The 13,834-nt window shown below is 67.2% G+C and carries 13 protein-coding genes; 10 read left to right on the top strand and 3 right to left on the bottom strand.

All coding sequences use genetic code 11. The features are described 5' to 3' along the window. Position 1: 1 nt before the first annotated feature. On the bottom strand, positions 2–1,039 hold the full coding sequence (locus ACSVDO_RS21410; RefSeq protein ID WP_332549524.1) for a putative 2-aminoethylphosphonate ABC transporter substrate-binding protein: 1,038 nt from the start codon (positions 1,037–1,039) through the stop codon (positions 2–4). Between the two features lie 155 nt (positions 1,040–1,194). On the opposite strand from ACSVDO_RS21410, the gene ACSVDO_RS21405 reads away from it, so the two are divergent. Genes ACSVDO_RS21405 through ACSVDO_RS21395 form a run of 3 tightly spaced genes read left to right on the top strand, consistent with a single transcriptional unit; the run spans position 1,195 to position 3,358 of the window. Then, positions 1,195–1,929, top strand: coding sequence for a phosphonate utilization associated transcriptional regulator (locus ACSVDO_RS21405; RefSeq protein WP_489597022.1), 735 nt, complete (start codon positions 1,195–1,197; stop codon positions 1,927–1,929). A 2-nt stretch (positions 1,930–1,931) separates the two neighbouring features. Beyond that, complete coding sequence (locus ACSVDO_RS21400; RefSeq protein ID WP_489597020.1) at positions 1,932–2,492, top strand: phosphonate degradation HD-domain oxygenase; 561 nt, start codon at positions 1,932–1,934, stop codon at positions 2,490–2,492. Then, complete coding sequence (locus ACSVDO_RS21395) at positions 2,489–3,358, top strand: EamA family transporter (RefSeq protein WP_332534101.1); 870 nt, start codon at positions 2,489–2,491, stop codon at positions 3,356–3,358. Before ACSVDO_RS21400 ends, ACSVDO_RS21395 begins: the two co-directional genes overlap by 4 nt. On the opposite strand, the gene ACSVDO_RS21390 is transcribed toward ACSVDO_RS21395, so the two are convergent. Then, on the bottom strand, positions 3,355–4,314 hold the full coding sequence (locus tag ACSVDO_RS21390; RefSeq protein WP_489597018.1) for a LysR family transcriptional regulator: 960 nt from the start codon (positions 4,312–4,314) through the stop codon (positions 3,355–3,357). The two genes, ACSVDO_RS21395 and ACSVDO_RS21390, sit on opposite strands and share 4 nt — an antisense overlap. 114 nt (positions 4,315–4,428) lie before the next feature. Here ACSVDO_RS21390 and ACSVDO_RS21385 point away from each other — a divergent pair, with 114 nt between their 5' ends. The 7 genes from ACSVDO_RS21385 to ACSVDO_RS21355 all read left to right on the top strand — a co-directional run bounded on the left by ACSVDO_RS21385 (position 4,429) and on the right by ACSVDO_RS21355 (position 12,869). Further along, a complete protein-coding gene (locus ACSVDO_RS21385) occupies positions 4,429–5,286 on the top strand; it encodes a fumarylacetoacetate hydrolase family protein (RefSeq protein ID WP_489597016.1) in 858 nt (285 codons plus the stop codon). Between the two features lie 15 nt (positions 5,287–5,301). Further along, the gene (locus ACSVDO_RS21380; protein WP_332534104.1) at positions 5,302–7,380 is read left to right on the top strand and encodes a hydantoinase/oxoprolinase family protein; all 2,079 of its coding nucleotides are present in this window, start codon (positions 5,302–5,304) and stop codon (positions 7,378–7,380) included. After that, the gene (locus ACSVDO_RS21375; RefSeq protein WP_489597014.1) at positions 7,377–9,167 is read left to right on the top strand and encodes a hydantoinase B/oxoprolinase family protein; all 1,791 of its coding nucleotides are present in this window, start codon (positions 7,377–7,379) and stop codon (positions 9,165–9,167) included. Before ACSVDO_RS21380 ends, ACSVDO_RS21375 begins: the two co-directional genes overlap by 4 nt. A gap of 8 nt (positions 9,168–9,175) precedes the next feature. Further along, the gene (locus ACSVDO_RS21370) at positions 9,176–9,541 is read left to right on the top strand and encodes a hypothetical protein (protein ID WP_489597012.1); all 366 of its coding nucleotides are present in this window, start codon (positions 9,176–9,178) and stop codon (positions 9,539–9,541) included. 168 nt (positions 9,542–9,709) lie between these two features. Beyond that, positions 9,710–10,786 (top strand): CobW family GTP-binding protein, encoded by a 1,077-nt coding sequence (locus ACSVDO_RS21365; protein WP_332534107.1) that lies wholly within the window; start codon positions 9,710–9,712, stop codon positions 10,784–10,786. Continuing rightward, complete coding sequence (locus ACSVDO_RS21360) at positions 10,783–11,748, top strand: Bug family tripartite tricarboxylate transporter substrate binding protein (protein WP_489597010.1); 966 nt, start codon at positions 10,783–10,785, stop codon at positions 11,746–11,748. Before ACSVDO_RS21365 ends, ACSVDO_RS21360 begins: the two co-directional genes overlap by 4 nt. Before the next feature lie 59 nt (positions 11,749–11,807). Beyond that, positions 11,808–12,869: a porin gene (locus tag ACSVDO_RS21355; RefSeq protein ID WP_489597009.1), complete on the top strand. Its 1,062-nt coding sequence runs from the start codon at positions 11,808–11,810 to the stop codon at positions 12,867–12,869. 26 nt (positions 12,870–12,895) lie between these two features. Here ACSVDO_RS21355 and ACSVDO_RS21350 read toward each other — a convergent pair whose 3' ends face one another. Then, positions 12,896–13,789 (bottom strand): alpha/beta hydrolase family protein, encoded by an 894-nt coding sequence (locus ACSVDO_RS21350; protein WP_489597007.1) that lies wholly within the window; start codon positions 13,787–13,789, stop codon positions 12,896–12,898. Between the last annotated feature and the right edge of the window lie 45 nt (positions 13,790–13,834).

Raw genomic sequence — 13,834 nt, 5'->3', positions numbered from 1 at the left:
CTTACTTCTTGGCTTCGGACTTGCTGTCGTAGCGCTTGGACCACTCGGCCAGGGTCGCATCGCGGCTGGCCGCGGCCTTGTCGAAGTCCAGCTTGATCAGGCGCGACTCGTAGTCGTCGGGAATGCCGGCCAGCTTGGGCGCGATGCCGGGCTGGGCGGTGATCGCGAAGTTCTTGCCGTAAAGGCGCATCGCGTCCTTGGACGAGGCCCAGTTGGCGAGCTTCCTGGCGGCTTCGAGCTTCTTCGTGCCCTTGTAGATGGCGAAACCTTCGAGGTCCCAGCCGAGACCCTCCTTGGGAAACACCAGCTCGATGGGCGCGCCCTTGGCCTTGTTGGTGTGGCCGCGGTATTCGAAAGAGATGCCCGCCACGTACTCGCCGGCCGCCGCCATGTTGCAGGGCTTGGAGCCCGAGTGGGTGTACTGCGCGATGTTCTGGTGCAGCGCGTCCATGTACTTCCAGCCGCCGCCCTTGCCGCCTTCGTCGCCCCACATTTGCAGCCAGGACACGACGTCGAGATAGCCCGTGCCCGACGAGGCCGGGTTGGGCATCACCACCTGGCCCTTGAACTCGGGCTTGGTCAGATCCTTCCAGGTGGTGGGAATGGCGATGTTGCGCTTCTTGGCCTCGACGGTGTTGAAGCACACCGTGGCGCCGAAGACGTTCATGCCGAACCAGGCGGGCGGATTCTTCTTGTCGCGGTAGGCCGGCATGATCGCGTCGATGTTCAGCGGCGCATAGGGCTCGAGCATGCCGTTGCGGTCAAACAGCGCCAGGCTGGTGGCGGCCACGCCCATGACGACATCGGCCTGGGGGTTGGCCTTCTCGGCCAGCAGCTTGGCGGTGATCACGCCCGTGGAGTCGCGCACCCACTTGATCTCGATGTCGGGATGGGAGGCGACGAAGGCTTCCTGATAGGCCTTGAGCTGGTCGGTTTCCAGCGCGGTATAGACCACCAGCTGCTGCTTTTGCGCCAAGGCCGGCGCGGCAAGCATGAGTCCGAAGGTGACGGCGAGGATCTGCCGGGCGGCGTATTTCATTGAGCGGCTCCAAGAGTTGAACAGGGTCGAACTTTGGCGCTCTCACATGTCATGACTGTGACATTTTCTTCAAGCAAAATGCAGGCCATGGTTTGTAGATTGTTTGTTGTAGATCGTAGACAATCTACAAAACACCGATTTTTGAAGAACAGCCCATGACCGTTTCCAGCCCCATCAACGACGCCATTGCACAGCTGCAGGGCAACTCGCTCGCCGGTTTGGTGCACGACGAAGTCGAGCGCATGATCCTGGCCGGAGAACTGCAGCCCGGCGTCAAGCTGACCGAGGCGTCCATCGCCACGCAGCTGGGCGTCTCGCGCGGCCCGGTGCGCGAAGCCTTCCGCATGCTCGACGAGGCCGGCCTGGTGCGCAGCGAGAAGAACCGCGGGGTGTTCGTGCGCGCCATCGCGCTGGATGAGGCGCTGGAAATCTTCGAGCTGCGCGCCGTGATGGAGATGTACATCGGCCGCAAGCTCGCCGAGACCTGCACTGCCGCGCAGACCCGGGCCTTGCGCCAGCTGGTCGATGCCATGGACATCGCGGCCAAGGCCGGCAATGGCCAGGACTTCCACCGCAGCAACCTGGAGTTTCACGACAGCCTGCTGCAGCTCGCGGGCAATGCCAAGTTCACCGCCAACTACCGCCGGCTCATCAAGGAGCTGTCGCTGATTCGGCGCAAGAACCTCACGGTGGAAACCATGGTGGTCTATGCGCGCGAGCACCGGCAGATCGTCAAGGCCATCGCCGCGCGCGACGCCGAGGCCGCGGGCCGCGCCATGTTCGAGCATGTGATGAACAGCCGCGAACGCACGCTGCACAACTACAGCGCGCAGCCGGCCGCCGAGGTGCCGGCGCGCCGGCGCGCGCTGCGCGCCAGCGCCGAGGCCTGAGCATGGCGCTGGCCTTGGACGACATCGCGCTGCTGTTCGCGCGCCACGGCGCCACGCAATACAGCGGCGAGCCCGTGACCCAGACCGAACACGCGCTGCAGACCGCCTGGTTCGCCGAGCAGTCCGGCGCCGACGACGCGCTCATCACGGCCGCGCTGCTGCATGACATCGGCCACCTGCTGCAAGACCGCGGCGAGACCCCGAGCGCGCGCGGCATCGATGACCTGCACCAGTTCAGCGCCCTGCCTTTCCTGCGCGGGCTGTTTGGCGACAGGGTGCTGGACGCCATACGCTGGCATGTGGACGCCAAGCGCTATCTGTGCGCGATCCGCGCGGACTACGAAGCCGCGCTGTCGGCGGACTCGCGGCGCAGCCTGGCGTTGCAGGGCGGCGTGTTCTCGCCGCAGCAGGCCGCGCAATTCATCGCCAGGCCGCATGCGCGCGAAGCCGTGCAACTGCGGCTGTGGGACGACCGCGCCAAGATCAAGGATTTGCCCACGCCGGGCCTGGACCACTATCTGGCCATCGCTGCGCGCTGCCGCGCTCCGCAGGCCCGGCCATGAGCCTGGACATCTTCCTGGTTCTGGCCCTGCTGTTCGCCGCGCTGCTGCACGCCAGCTGGAACGCGCTCATCAAGTCCGGCGGCGACAAGTCGCTGGACACCGCGCTGATCCACAGCCTGGGCCTGGTCTTCGCGCTTCCGGCCCTGCTCTGGTTCGGTCTGCCGCCGGCTGCGGCCTGGCCCTTCATCGCGGCCTCGACGCTGATCCACATCGCCTACTATGCGGCGCTGGCGGGTGCCTACCGCTACGGCGATCTGGGTCTGACCTATCCGATCATGCGCGGAGCCGCGCCGCTGCTGGTGGCCTTGGTGAGTTCCGTGCTGCTGGACGAGCCGCTCTCTGGCCCCGCCTGGCTGGGGGTGATCGTGCTGTCGGCGGGCGTGCTGCTCGTGGGACTGGCGCGTGCCGGCCACAACGCGGCGAACGCCGGCCACCGCCGCAAGGCGCTAGGATTTGCGCTGGCCAACGCGGCCATCATCGCCAGCTACACCGTCATCGACGGCATGGGCGTGCGCGCCGCGGGCAATGCGTTTTCCTATGTCGCGGCCCTGTTCCTGTTCGACGGCCTGCCCTATATGGCGCTGGTGCTGTGGCGCGCGGGCCCGCGCCGCGGCGAAGCCCTGCGCTACATGCGCGCGCGCGCTGCGCTGGCCCTGGCCGGCACGGCCGCTTCGCTGGGCAGCTACGGCATTGCGCTGTGGGCCATGATGCACGCGCCCGTGGCGCTGGTCGCCGCGCTGCGCGAAACCTCGGTGATCTTCGCGGCACTGATAGGCACCTGGGTACTGGGCGAGCGCTTCGGCTGGGCGCGCGCCACGGGCACGGCGCTGGTTGTCGCGGGCGTGGTGACGCTGCGTTTCAGCTAGCGCCCGCTGGCTAGCCGGTCCGGCACATCCGGTTCGGAAATCGGCGGCTCGGTCAGCTGGTGACCCCAGGAGGCCACCAGTTCCTCTATGGCCGCGGCCACCACGCGGCAGGCGGGGGTCAGCTTGCCCTGTTTGGGCAGCGCCAGCGTGACATGGCGGCACAGGTCGGGGCCCACCAGCTTGCTGGCCTGCAGACGCCCGGCCTGCAGATCCGCGACCACGGTGAACGGCCCGAGTATCGAATAGAGTCCCGGCGTGTGGGCCACCAGTTCGCGCTGCACCGTCAACGAGTCGGCCTCGGCCACGGATTCGAGCCGGAAGCCCAGGCTGCGCGCCGTCTCGTCGAGTGCATTGCGCCAATGGCTGGGCCGGCGCGGCAGCACCAGCCGCAGGCCGTCGAGCCGGGCGAACTCGACGGTGGGCTCGGCCGTGAGCGCCGCACCGGGTGCCGACACCAGATAGGTATGCACCACGCACAGCAGCTTTTCCTCGGCGCTGCTGGGCGGCTGGAAGCGAAACAGGATGGCCAGGTCCAGCGCGCCGCTGTCCAGCAAGGTGTCCAGCACCACGCCCTGGCCTTCGGTGATGTTGAGCCGTATGCCGGGGTGCTGGGCCTGCAGCCGCTGGAACAGCCGCGTGACCAGCGGGTGGGCCGAGGAAGGCAGTATGCCCAGCCTGACCTCGCCCATCACCTGGCTGGAATCCAGGCGCATTTCCTCCATCAGGTGTTCCGTGTCGTTGAGCCAGACCCGCAGGCGCGAGGCCACGCGCACGCCGTGCTCGGTCAGCACCACGCCGCGTCCGGTGCGGCGAAACAGCGGCCCGCCGCATTGCGCTTCGAAGTCGGTGATCTGGCGGCTGATGTGCGACTGCACGGTCTGGCGGCGCAACGCCACCTTGCTGAGGCTGCCGGCCTCGGCGACTTCCAGGAACAGGCGAACGGTGGGCAGGTGCATGGCGGACTTGTGAATTGCCAAAAGACAGAACTCTGATATCTGGGAATTCTATCTAGAAGAAAGTCTGCTGAATTCTTACAGTCCCTAGCACTCCCCCCATCCACAGAGTCCGATATGAAAATCCTGAGCTTCGAACATGCCGGCCAAGCCACTTATGGCGTGCTGCAAGGCAATGACTGCCTCGTGCCTTCCCCGGCTTTCCTGGCGCGCTTTCCCGACCTGCGCTCGGTTCTTGCGGGCGCTGCGCTCGGCGAGCTGCGCGACGCCCTCGCCCAAGGCACGGCGCTCGCACGTTCCTCGCTGCGCGCTCTGCCCGTGATCCCCAATCCCGGCAAGCTGATCTGCGTCGGGCTCAACTACAAAACCCACGTGGCCGAGACCCAGCGCGCGGACAGCGAATATCCTTCGCTGTTCCTGCGCTTCAACGACTCGCTGGCCGCCGACGGCGACGAAGTGCTGCGCCCGGCGTTTTCCGAGCGCTTCGACTGGGAAGGCGAGCTGGCCTTCGTGATCGGCAAGGGCGGGCGCCACATCCGCAAGGAAGACGCCTTCGAACACATTGCCGGCTATACCTGCTTCAACGACATCAGCGTGCGCGACTGGCAGCGCCACACGCACCAGTTCACTCCGGGCAAGAACTTTCCCGGCACCGCGCCCTTCGGCCCCTTCCTGGTCACGCGCGACGAAGTGCCCGATGTCTCGCAGCTGCAGCTCGAGACCCGGCTCAACGGCCAGGTGGTGCAAAAGGCCGGCCTGGCCGATCTGATCTTCGACATCCCGACCATCGTTGCCTACATCTCGCGTTTCACCCCGCTGTCCCCGGGCGACGTCATCGCCACCGGCACGCCCGGCGGCGTGGGCGACCGGCGCCAGCCGCCGCTGTACATGCAGCAAGGCGATGAGATCGAAGTCGAGATCACCGGCCTGGGCGTGCTGCGCAACCGCATCGCCACCGACCCCGGCACCGTCTGAACTGGAGACAAGCACATGAGCAACCCACCCAAACTCCGCATCGCGGTCGACATCGGCGGCACCTTCACCGACATGGCGGCCTTTGACGAAGCCAGCGGCAAGCTGCTGTTCGGCAAGGCGCTGTCCACGCACGGTGCGCTGGTCGAGGGCATACAGGCGACCATAGACAGCGCCGATATCGACTGGCGCGACGGCCACCTGTTCCTGCACGGCTCGACCATTGCCATCAACACGCTGCTCGAACGCACGGGCGCCAATACCGCGCTGTTGATCACCGAAGGCTTTCGCGACATCTACGAGATCGGCCGCGTGAACCGGCCCGATGCCTACAACCTGTTCTTCAACAAGCACCAGCCGCTGGTCAAGCGCTCCTTGCGTTTCGAAGTGTCCGAACGCCTGCGCGCCGATGGCAGCACGCACAAGCCGCTCGATGAAGCGGCGGTGCGCGAACTGGCCCGCGAGTTGCAGGGCCAGAACGTCGAGGCCGTGGCCGTGCTGCTGCTGCATTCCTACCGCAACCCGGCGCACGAGCAGCGCGTCAAGCAGATCCTGCAGGAAGAGCTGCCCGGCGCCTTTGTCTGCGCTTCGCACGAGCTCAGCCAGGAATACCGCGAGTTCGAGCGCGTCTCCACCGCCGTGGCAAATGCCTACGTGGGCCCGCGGGTCTCCGAATACCTGGGCCAGCTGGAGACGCATCTGGCCGGCAAGGGCTTTGACGGCGACTTCTACATCGTGCAATCGACCGGCGGCCTGTTCCCGGTCGAGCATGCCAAGGTCGGCTGCGTGCGCATGCTGGAATCGGGCCCGGCCGCGGGCGTGATCGGCGCGCAGGCCATCTGCGCCCAGCTGGGCATGGGCGATGCGATTGCCTTCGACATGGGCGGCACCACGGCCAAGGCCGGCGTGATCAGCAACGGCCGGCCGCTGACCACGGGCTCGGCGCTGATCGGTGGCTACGAACGCGCGCTGCCGATACAGATCCCGATGATGGACATCCACGAAGTGGGCACGGGTGGCGGCTCGATCGCGCGCGTGGAAACCGGCAACGCGCTGCGCGTGGGCCCGCAGAGCGCGGGCTCCATTCCCGGCCCGGTCGCCTACGGCCGCGGCGGGCTCGAGCCCACGGTCACCGACGCCAATCTGGTGCTGGGCCGACTGGACGCGGACAATTTCCTCGGCGGCGAACTCAAGCTCGACATGGAAGGCTGCCAGCGCCAGATGCGCGAGCGTATCGCCGCGCCGCTGGGGCTGGAGCCCACGCAGGCGGCCGATGGCATCCTGCGCATCGCGGTGACGCAGATGTCGCATGCGGTCAAGGCCGTGACCACCGAGCGCGGCCTGGACGCCGGCAGCTTCACGATGGTGGTCTACGGCGGCGCGGGCCCGCTGCATGCCTCGGCAATTGCGCGCGAGATCGGCATACGCAAGGTGCTGATTCCCTATGCGCCGGGCTATTTCTCGGCCTACGGAATGCTGTTTTCCGACCTGCGCTACGACTACGTGCGCTCGGTGTTCCGCAAGCTCAACGATGTGTCCTTCGAGGAAATCGAGGCCGCCTACCAATCCATGGAAGACGAGGGCCGCGCCGCGCTGGCGCAGTCGGGGGTCAAGGCCGACGGCGTGGTGATAGAGCGCGCCGCCGACATGCGCTACGTGGGCCAGGAGCACGCGGTCACGGTGGACCTGCCGCTGGCGTTCTTCGCGGGCCGCGATCGCTCGGCCATCAAGCAGCAGTTCGACGAGTTGCACAAGGTGCGCTACGGCACCTCGGCACCGGGCGAGCCCGCCGATCTGGTGAGCCTGCGCGTGACCGTGCTGGGCACGATGAAGAAACCGCCCAGGCACAGCGTGGAAAAAGGCATGGCCGCGCCCGACCGCCAGGCGCTGCGCACCACCAAGCCGGTGTACTTCCGCGCCGGCGGCTGGGCCGACACGCCGGTCTACATCCGCGACCGCCTGCTCGCGGGCAATGCCATTGCCGGGCCGGCGCTGATCGAGGAGCACGCCTCGACCACCGTGGTCCAGCCCGGCGACGCGCTGCGCGTCGACGAACTCGGAAATCTGCAAATCGACATCGGGAGCGACCGTTCATGAGCACCAACCCCAACACCCCCGTGGCGATCGATCCGATCACCGTCGAAGTCATTCGCAACGGCCTGTACGCGGTCACCGAGGAGATGAAGACCAATCTCACGCGCACCGCCTACAACCTGATCATCTACGAGGCGCTGGACTTCACGGTGGGCCTGTTCACCAAGGAAGGCGATACGGTCTCCATAGGCCTGGGCCTGCCGATGTTCATCCGCGGCATGTCCGAGACGGTCAAGGCCAAGATCCGCCACTTCGGCTACGAGAACATCCTGCCGGGCGACATCCTGGTGACCAACGACGCCTACACCACCGGCAGCCACCTGAACCATTTCACGTTCACCATGCCGGTGTTCCATGAAGGCAAGCTCGAAGGCTTCACCTGCTGCATGGCGCACTGGCTGGACGTGGGCGGCACGCTGGGCAACGTGACCACCGACATCTTCAGCGAAGGGATTCAGATCCCCATCATGAAGTACCAGCGCCAAGGCGTGGTCAACCAGGACCTGATCGACATCATTGCCATGAACGTGCGCCTGGCCGAGCGCGCGCTGGGCGATCTGCGCGCGCAGATCACGGCCATCACCACGGGCGAGCGCCGCTACGTCGAGCTGCTGCAGCGCTACGGCGTCGATGCCGTGAACGGCTCGATCGCCCAGATCATGGACTCGTCCGAGGCCGTGGCGCGCAAGAACACGCTGTCGATTCCGGACGGCGTCTACGAGGCGGAGTCGTTCATGGACGACGACGGCCTGGACATAGGCAAGCGCATTCCCATCCGCGTGAAGATCACGGTCGCGGGCGACGAGATGACCGTCGATCTGTCGGATGTCAGCAAGCAGGTGCGCGGCTTCTACAACTCGGGCTTCACCACGGGCATTGCCTGTGCGCAGGTGGCCTACAAGTGCCTGACCACGCCCACCGATTACCCGGTCAACGACGGCAGCTTCCGCCCGCTCAAGGTGATCATGCCCATGGGCACGGTGATCTCGGCCGAGCGGCCCTATCCGATGCGCGTCTGGATGACCTTCCCGATGACGGTGATCGACACCATCTTCAAGGCGCTGGCGCCCGCGATTCCCGACCGCTCCATTGCCGGCCACCACGCCGACCTGGTGTTCCCCAACATCCACGGCATTTCGCCCGAGGACGGCAGGCTGTTCATCGTGGGCATAGGCCCGCTGGGCGGCGGCTGGGGCGCCAAGAGCCAGGAAGACGGCGTCTCGGTCACGGTCTGCATCAACGACGGCGACACGCACAACAGCCCTACCGAGCAGCTCGAGGCCAAGTACCCGGTGCTGGTGGAGAAATACGAGATCCGCCAGGACAGCGCTGGCGCGGGCCAGTACCGCGGCGGCCTGGGCGCGGAGATGGTGGTGCAGGCGCTGTCGCCGTTCACCGTCACCACGCGCATAGACCGCGTGCACTGCAAGCCCTGGGGCCTGGAAGGCGGCGGCGACGCCATGGGCAACGGCCTGGCCGTGCGCCACAAGGGCGAGTGGAAGACCGACCACGCGAACGCGAAGATCTTCAACGTGCGGCTGGAGCGCGGCGACGCCTACAAGATGCTGTCGGGCGGCGGCGGCGGCTTCGGCAATCCGCTGGAGCGCGAGCTCGACAAGGTGGCCGAGGACGTGCGCGAAGGCTATGTCAGCGCCCAGGTGGCGCGCGCGGTCTACCGCGTGGCACTGGACTCGCGGGGCCAGGTCGACCATAAGGCCACGCGCACGCTGCGCAGCACGCCCGGCAGCGCCGGCAACGGATCGGCCGATCTCGCCTGGGCCGGGCAGTGAGCACCGCCATGGCCGACGCACTGACGCAGCAGGCCGAAAGCCTGCTGGACCTGTGGTGCAGCCTGGCGCTGCGCCATGTGGCCCTGGGCTCGGCCTGCGCCTGCGGCTCGGGCGGCGTGAGCCTGCGGCTCGAAGACTTCGAACTGGACATCGTCGACTACCTGCAGGACGGCGGCGAGCGCAGTGACGAAGCCCAGGTCGCACAGTGGTTTCACGCCCACCCGGAGCTGGCAGCGCGCGCCCAGCCGCTGCGCGCCCTGCTGGACGAGGTGCTGCAGCAACGCCTGCCCGCGCCGGTCGCCCGGTGGATGCTGCAGCGGCTGGAACGCACGCTGCGCTCCTTCGCGCAGATGCATGGAGCGGACATGGTGTAGCGCCAGGACCTGGCGCGGCAATGCAACCACAACAACGGGGCCTGGATGCCTGCGCCCCGAGGAGACAACAATGACATCGGCCCTATCCATTTCCGCGATAACCCCAGGCACTGCGCCGCGCAGGCCCGCAGGCAGGCAGCGCTTTTCGCCGGCGCCGGCGGCACGGCCATGAGCGGGCATTTTTCCGCGCTGCTGGCCGACACGCCGTCCCTGGGCGATCGCATTCCGGTCACGGTGCTCACCGGATTTCTCGGCAGCGGCAAGACCACGCTGCTCAACCGCCTGCTGCGCCTGCCCGATCTGACGGGCACCGTGGTCATCGTCAACGAGTTCGGCGAGATCGGCATAGACCACGATCTGATCGCGCAGACCACCGAAGACACCGTGCTGCTGGCCAACGGCTGCATGTGCTGCTCGGTGCGCGGCGACCTGGTGGACGCCCTGCTGCGCATAGGCGAGGCGGCGAGCGCACGGCAGGTGCTGATAGAAACCAGCGGGCTGGCCGACCCCGCCCCCATCTTGCGCGCGCTGATGGGCGAGCCGGCCGTGCGCTCGCGCTTCCGGCTGGCGGGCGTCGCCTGCACCGTCGATGCCGTCTTGGGCATGCAGACCCTGGACCGGTTCCCGGAATCGGTGCGGCAGGTCGCGGTCGCGGACCAGCTGTTTCTGACCAAGACCGATCTGACGCCCGAGCGGCAGGTTTCGCCTGAACTGCGCGAGCGCCTGCGCAGTTTGGGCGCGACGGCGGCGCAACACACGCACAGCGATCAATACCCCGCCATCCTGCAACAGCTGCTGCGCCATCCCTCGGCCGCGGCCCGGGACCCGCAGACACCGCACTACCGCCCGCAAGGCCAGGCCGAGGCCGCCCCCACGCACCGCGACGGCATACATTCCTTTGTCATCGTCCGCGACCAGCCCCTGGCACGCGACGCGTTTTCCGCCTGGCTCGACATGGTGATCGCCATGCGCGGCGACGACCTGCTGCGCGTCAAGGGCCTGGTGCATCTCGCCGAGGAGCCCGACCGGCCGCTGGTGATTCATGGCGTGCAGCATCTTTTCCATCCTCCCGAGCTGCTGCCCTGCTGGCCCGGGCCGGATCGCCGCACGCGCATCGTGTTCATCACCCGCGGCGTGGACGCCCAGGCGCTGGACGACACGCTGCACGTCTTCGAGCGCCGCCGCGCCCGCGCCAGGCCGGAGCCGGACACGACCCCCATACCAAAACCACAGGAGACACCATGAGTTGGATCAAAATCATCGCCGGCGCGATCGCCTTGTCGGCGGCGCCCGCCTGGAGCCAGACGGACAAGTTCCCCGAGCGCGCCATCAAGATCATCGTGCCGTTCGCCGCGGGCGGCGGCGTGGACAACGCGGCGCGCGTGCTGGCCCATCAACTGCAGACGCAGCTGGGCGTGCCGGTGCTCATAGACAACCGCTCGGGCGCCAACGGCACGGTCGGCGGAAAGGCCGCGCAGACCGCGCCCGCCGACGGCCACACCTTGCTGTTCTCCGCCGCGACCCATGTGCTGGCCAAGCAGGTCATGAGCCACCCGCCCTACGACCCGCAACTCGACTTCGCGCCGGTGGCGCGCGTGGGCGAGGCGCCGCTGATGCTGGTGATCGCGCCCCAGCTGGAGCCAAAGAACCTCGGCGAAGTGCTGGCCGCAGCGCGCCAGCAACCCGAGAAATGGACTGCGGGCATTCCTGCAGTCGGCGCGCCCAGCCATCTGGCCACGCTGCTGCTCGCCAAGCAGGGCAATGTGAAGTTCAGCTTCGTGCCCTACCGCGGCACGCAGCCGGCCTTGATCGACGTGGCCGGAGGCCATACGGCGCTGCTGCTGGACTCGATGATCTCCATGCTGCCGCTGACCAAGGCCGGCAAGGTCAAGCCTATCGCGGTCACGGCGCCCAGGCGCAGCGCGCTGACGCCCGATGTGCCGACCGCCAGGGAAAGCGGCTTTCCCGAGATGACCTACATGTCCTGGTACGGCGTCTGGGCGCCCAAGGGCACGCCCGCGGAGCGCGTCAAGCGTTTGAACGCGGCCATCAACACGGCCATTTCCGCCCAGGCCAAGGCCGGGGCCTGGGCGCACCTGGGCATAGAACCCGTCAACGAGAGCGCCGAGCAGTTCCGCCAGTTCATCGCCAACGACGTGGCCCAGGGCGCAGAACTGCTCAAGAACGCCGGCTTCAAGCCGGAGTAGCGCCCGCGGCCCGTACGGCCGCGCGAAAGTTTCAATCAAAAAGAGAGATGGAGACAAACATGAAAAAACCTCTTGCCCTGGCGACGATATTGATTGCCAGCGGCGCAAGCCACGCCCAGTCGTCGGTCACCGTGTTCGGCGTGATCGATCTGGCGGTCCAACATGCCCGGCAGGCCGGCAACAGCGTCACCCGACAGAACGGCATAGGCGGCAACCAGTTCAGCCGCCTGGGCTTTCGCGGCGTCGAAGACCTGGGCGGCGGATGGTCCGCGGGCTTTGTGCTCGATGCGGGGCTCAATCTCGACACCGGCGCCGGCGCGCTGACCAGCGCCGACAATCTGACGACCGCCGGCGGCGGCGCGCTGACGTTCAGCCGCCGCTCCACGGTGAGTCTGATATCGAAGTCCTGGGGCGAACTGCGGCTGGGGCGCGACTTCGTTCCCACCTATTGGAACCTCACGGGTTTCGATCCTTTCGGCAGCGCCGGCGCGGGCTCGGTCAACAACCTGGCGCAAGGCGGGCTGACGCGCGTGTCCACGGTGCAGACCGCGGTGCGCGCTTCCAACAGCATAGGCTACGTACTGCCCGGCCTGCATGGTTTCTACGGCCAGGCCATGCATGCGCTGGCCGAAGGCAACGGGCCGTCGCGCCAGGATGGTCGCTATAGCGGAGTGCGGCTGGGCTATGCGCACGCTGGCTGGAACCTGGCACTGGCCCATGGCGTGACCCGCCTGGGCACGGGCGATGTCAGCACCAGCAACATCGGCGCGAGCTACCAGTTCGCTGGCATCAAGGCCATGGCCCAGGTGTTCCGCGACAGCAAGGAGGTCGTCGCCGCGCCCAACCGCTCCAACGGCTGGCTGGTCGGCGCCCAGATCAATGCCGGCCCGGGCTATATTCCCCTGTCCTACTCCCGCGTCTCGGACAACTCGGCCAGCGATCGCCAGGCCAAGCAACTTGCCGTGGGCTATGTCTACAACCTGTCCAAGCGCACGGCGCTGTATTCGACCTATTCACGGCTGCAAAACCGCAATGGCGCCGCGTTGACCGGCGGCGGCGTGCCCGGCGTGGCCAACGCAGCCTGGACCGGCCTGGACATAGGCATGCGCCACAGCTTCTGAGGCACGCGCCCCGCAAACCTCGGGGCTCAGCCTGCGGCCAGTGCTGGGTGCGGCCGGGGCTGCACCAGCCAATCGAGAGCGTCCTGCCACAGCCCTTGCGAGGACGCCCTGAAATAGCCCATGTGGCCAATGCCGCGCGAGCGCGCCTCGGGTGCGATATCGCAGGTGGACAGCGCGGCATGACGATAGCCGCTCATGAACGCATCGCGCGATGCGGCCGGCGCCCAGAGGTCGTCCAGCGCGTTGGCCGCCATCATGGGCACTTTCACTGCCGCATACCGGTCCGCGATCTCGGGCATCTGCGGATCGTCGAAGAAATAGCGCGGAAAGCGGCACCAGTGGCGCCACTGCACGAAGGCGTCGCGCGGCAGGTCTTCGCCCAGGCCCAGCATCTTCCAAGGGCAATAGCCTTTCCAGCGCGTGAGCAGCGGCAGCACCAGATTCCACATCAGCAGCACCTTGAACTGCTCGCTGCGGCGCATCCAGCCATGCCAGCCCGCGCCCACGCCAAAGCCGTAGAACGCCACGACCTTGTCATGGTTGGGCAGCAGGCCCAGCGCATGGCCGCCATACGAGTGGCCGATGACGTACAGCGGCAGTCCATCGCCGCCGGACATCGCCTCCACGGCCGCCGCCAGGTCGAGCTGCCCCCAGTCCAGCAGCGACATCCTGAAGTCCTTGAGCGAAGGCGGACGCGACCTTCCTATGCCGCGGTAGTCAAAGGTCAGCGTCTCGAAGCCCCGGGCCGCGGCAAACTCGGCAAACCGGCGGTAAAAGCCCTGGGGCACGGCCGTCGCTCCGGCAACGATCAGCCGCGCCAGTGGTCTTTGCGCGCCGGGGTAAAGCGTCGCGGCCAGCACAAATCCGTCCGTCGCGGTGAGCGTCATCGTCCGCGCTGCGGAATGTATCTCATGGGTCATGGGCGCAATCCTCTGTGACGACTGTGAAAGAAGCCTTGCTGGGTT

Source organism: Comamonas sp. DB36 (assembly GCF_057914905.1).
Note: the sequence above shows the minus strand (reverse complement) of the source record. Positions and strands in the feature narration are given on the sequence as shown.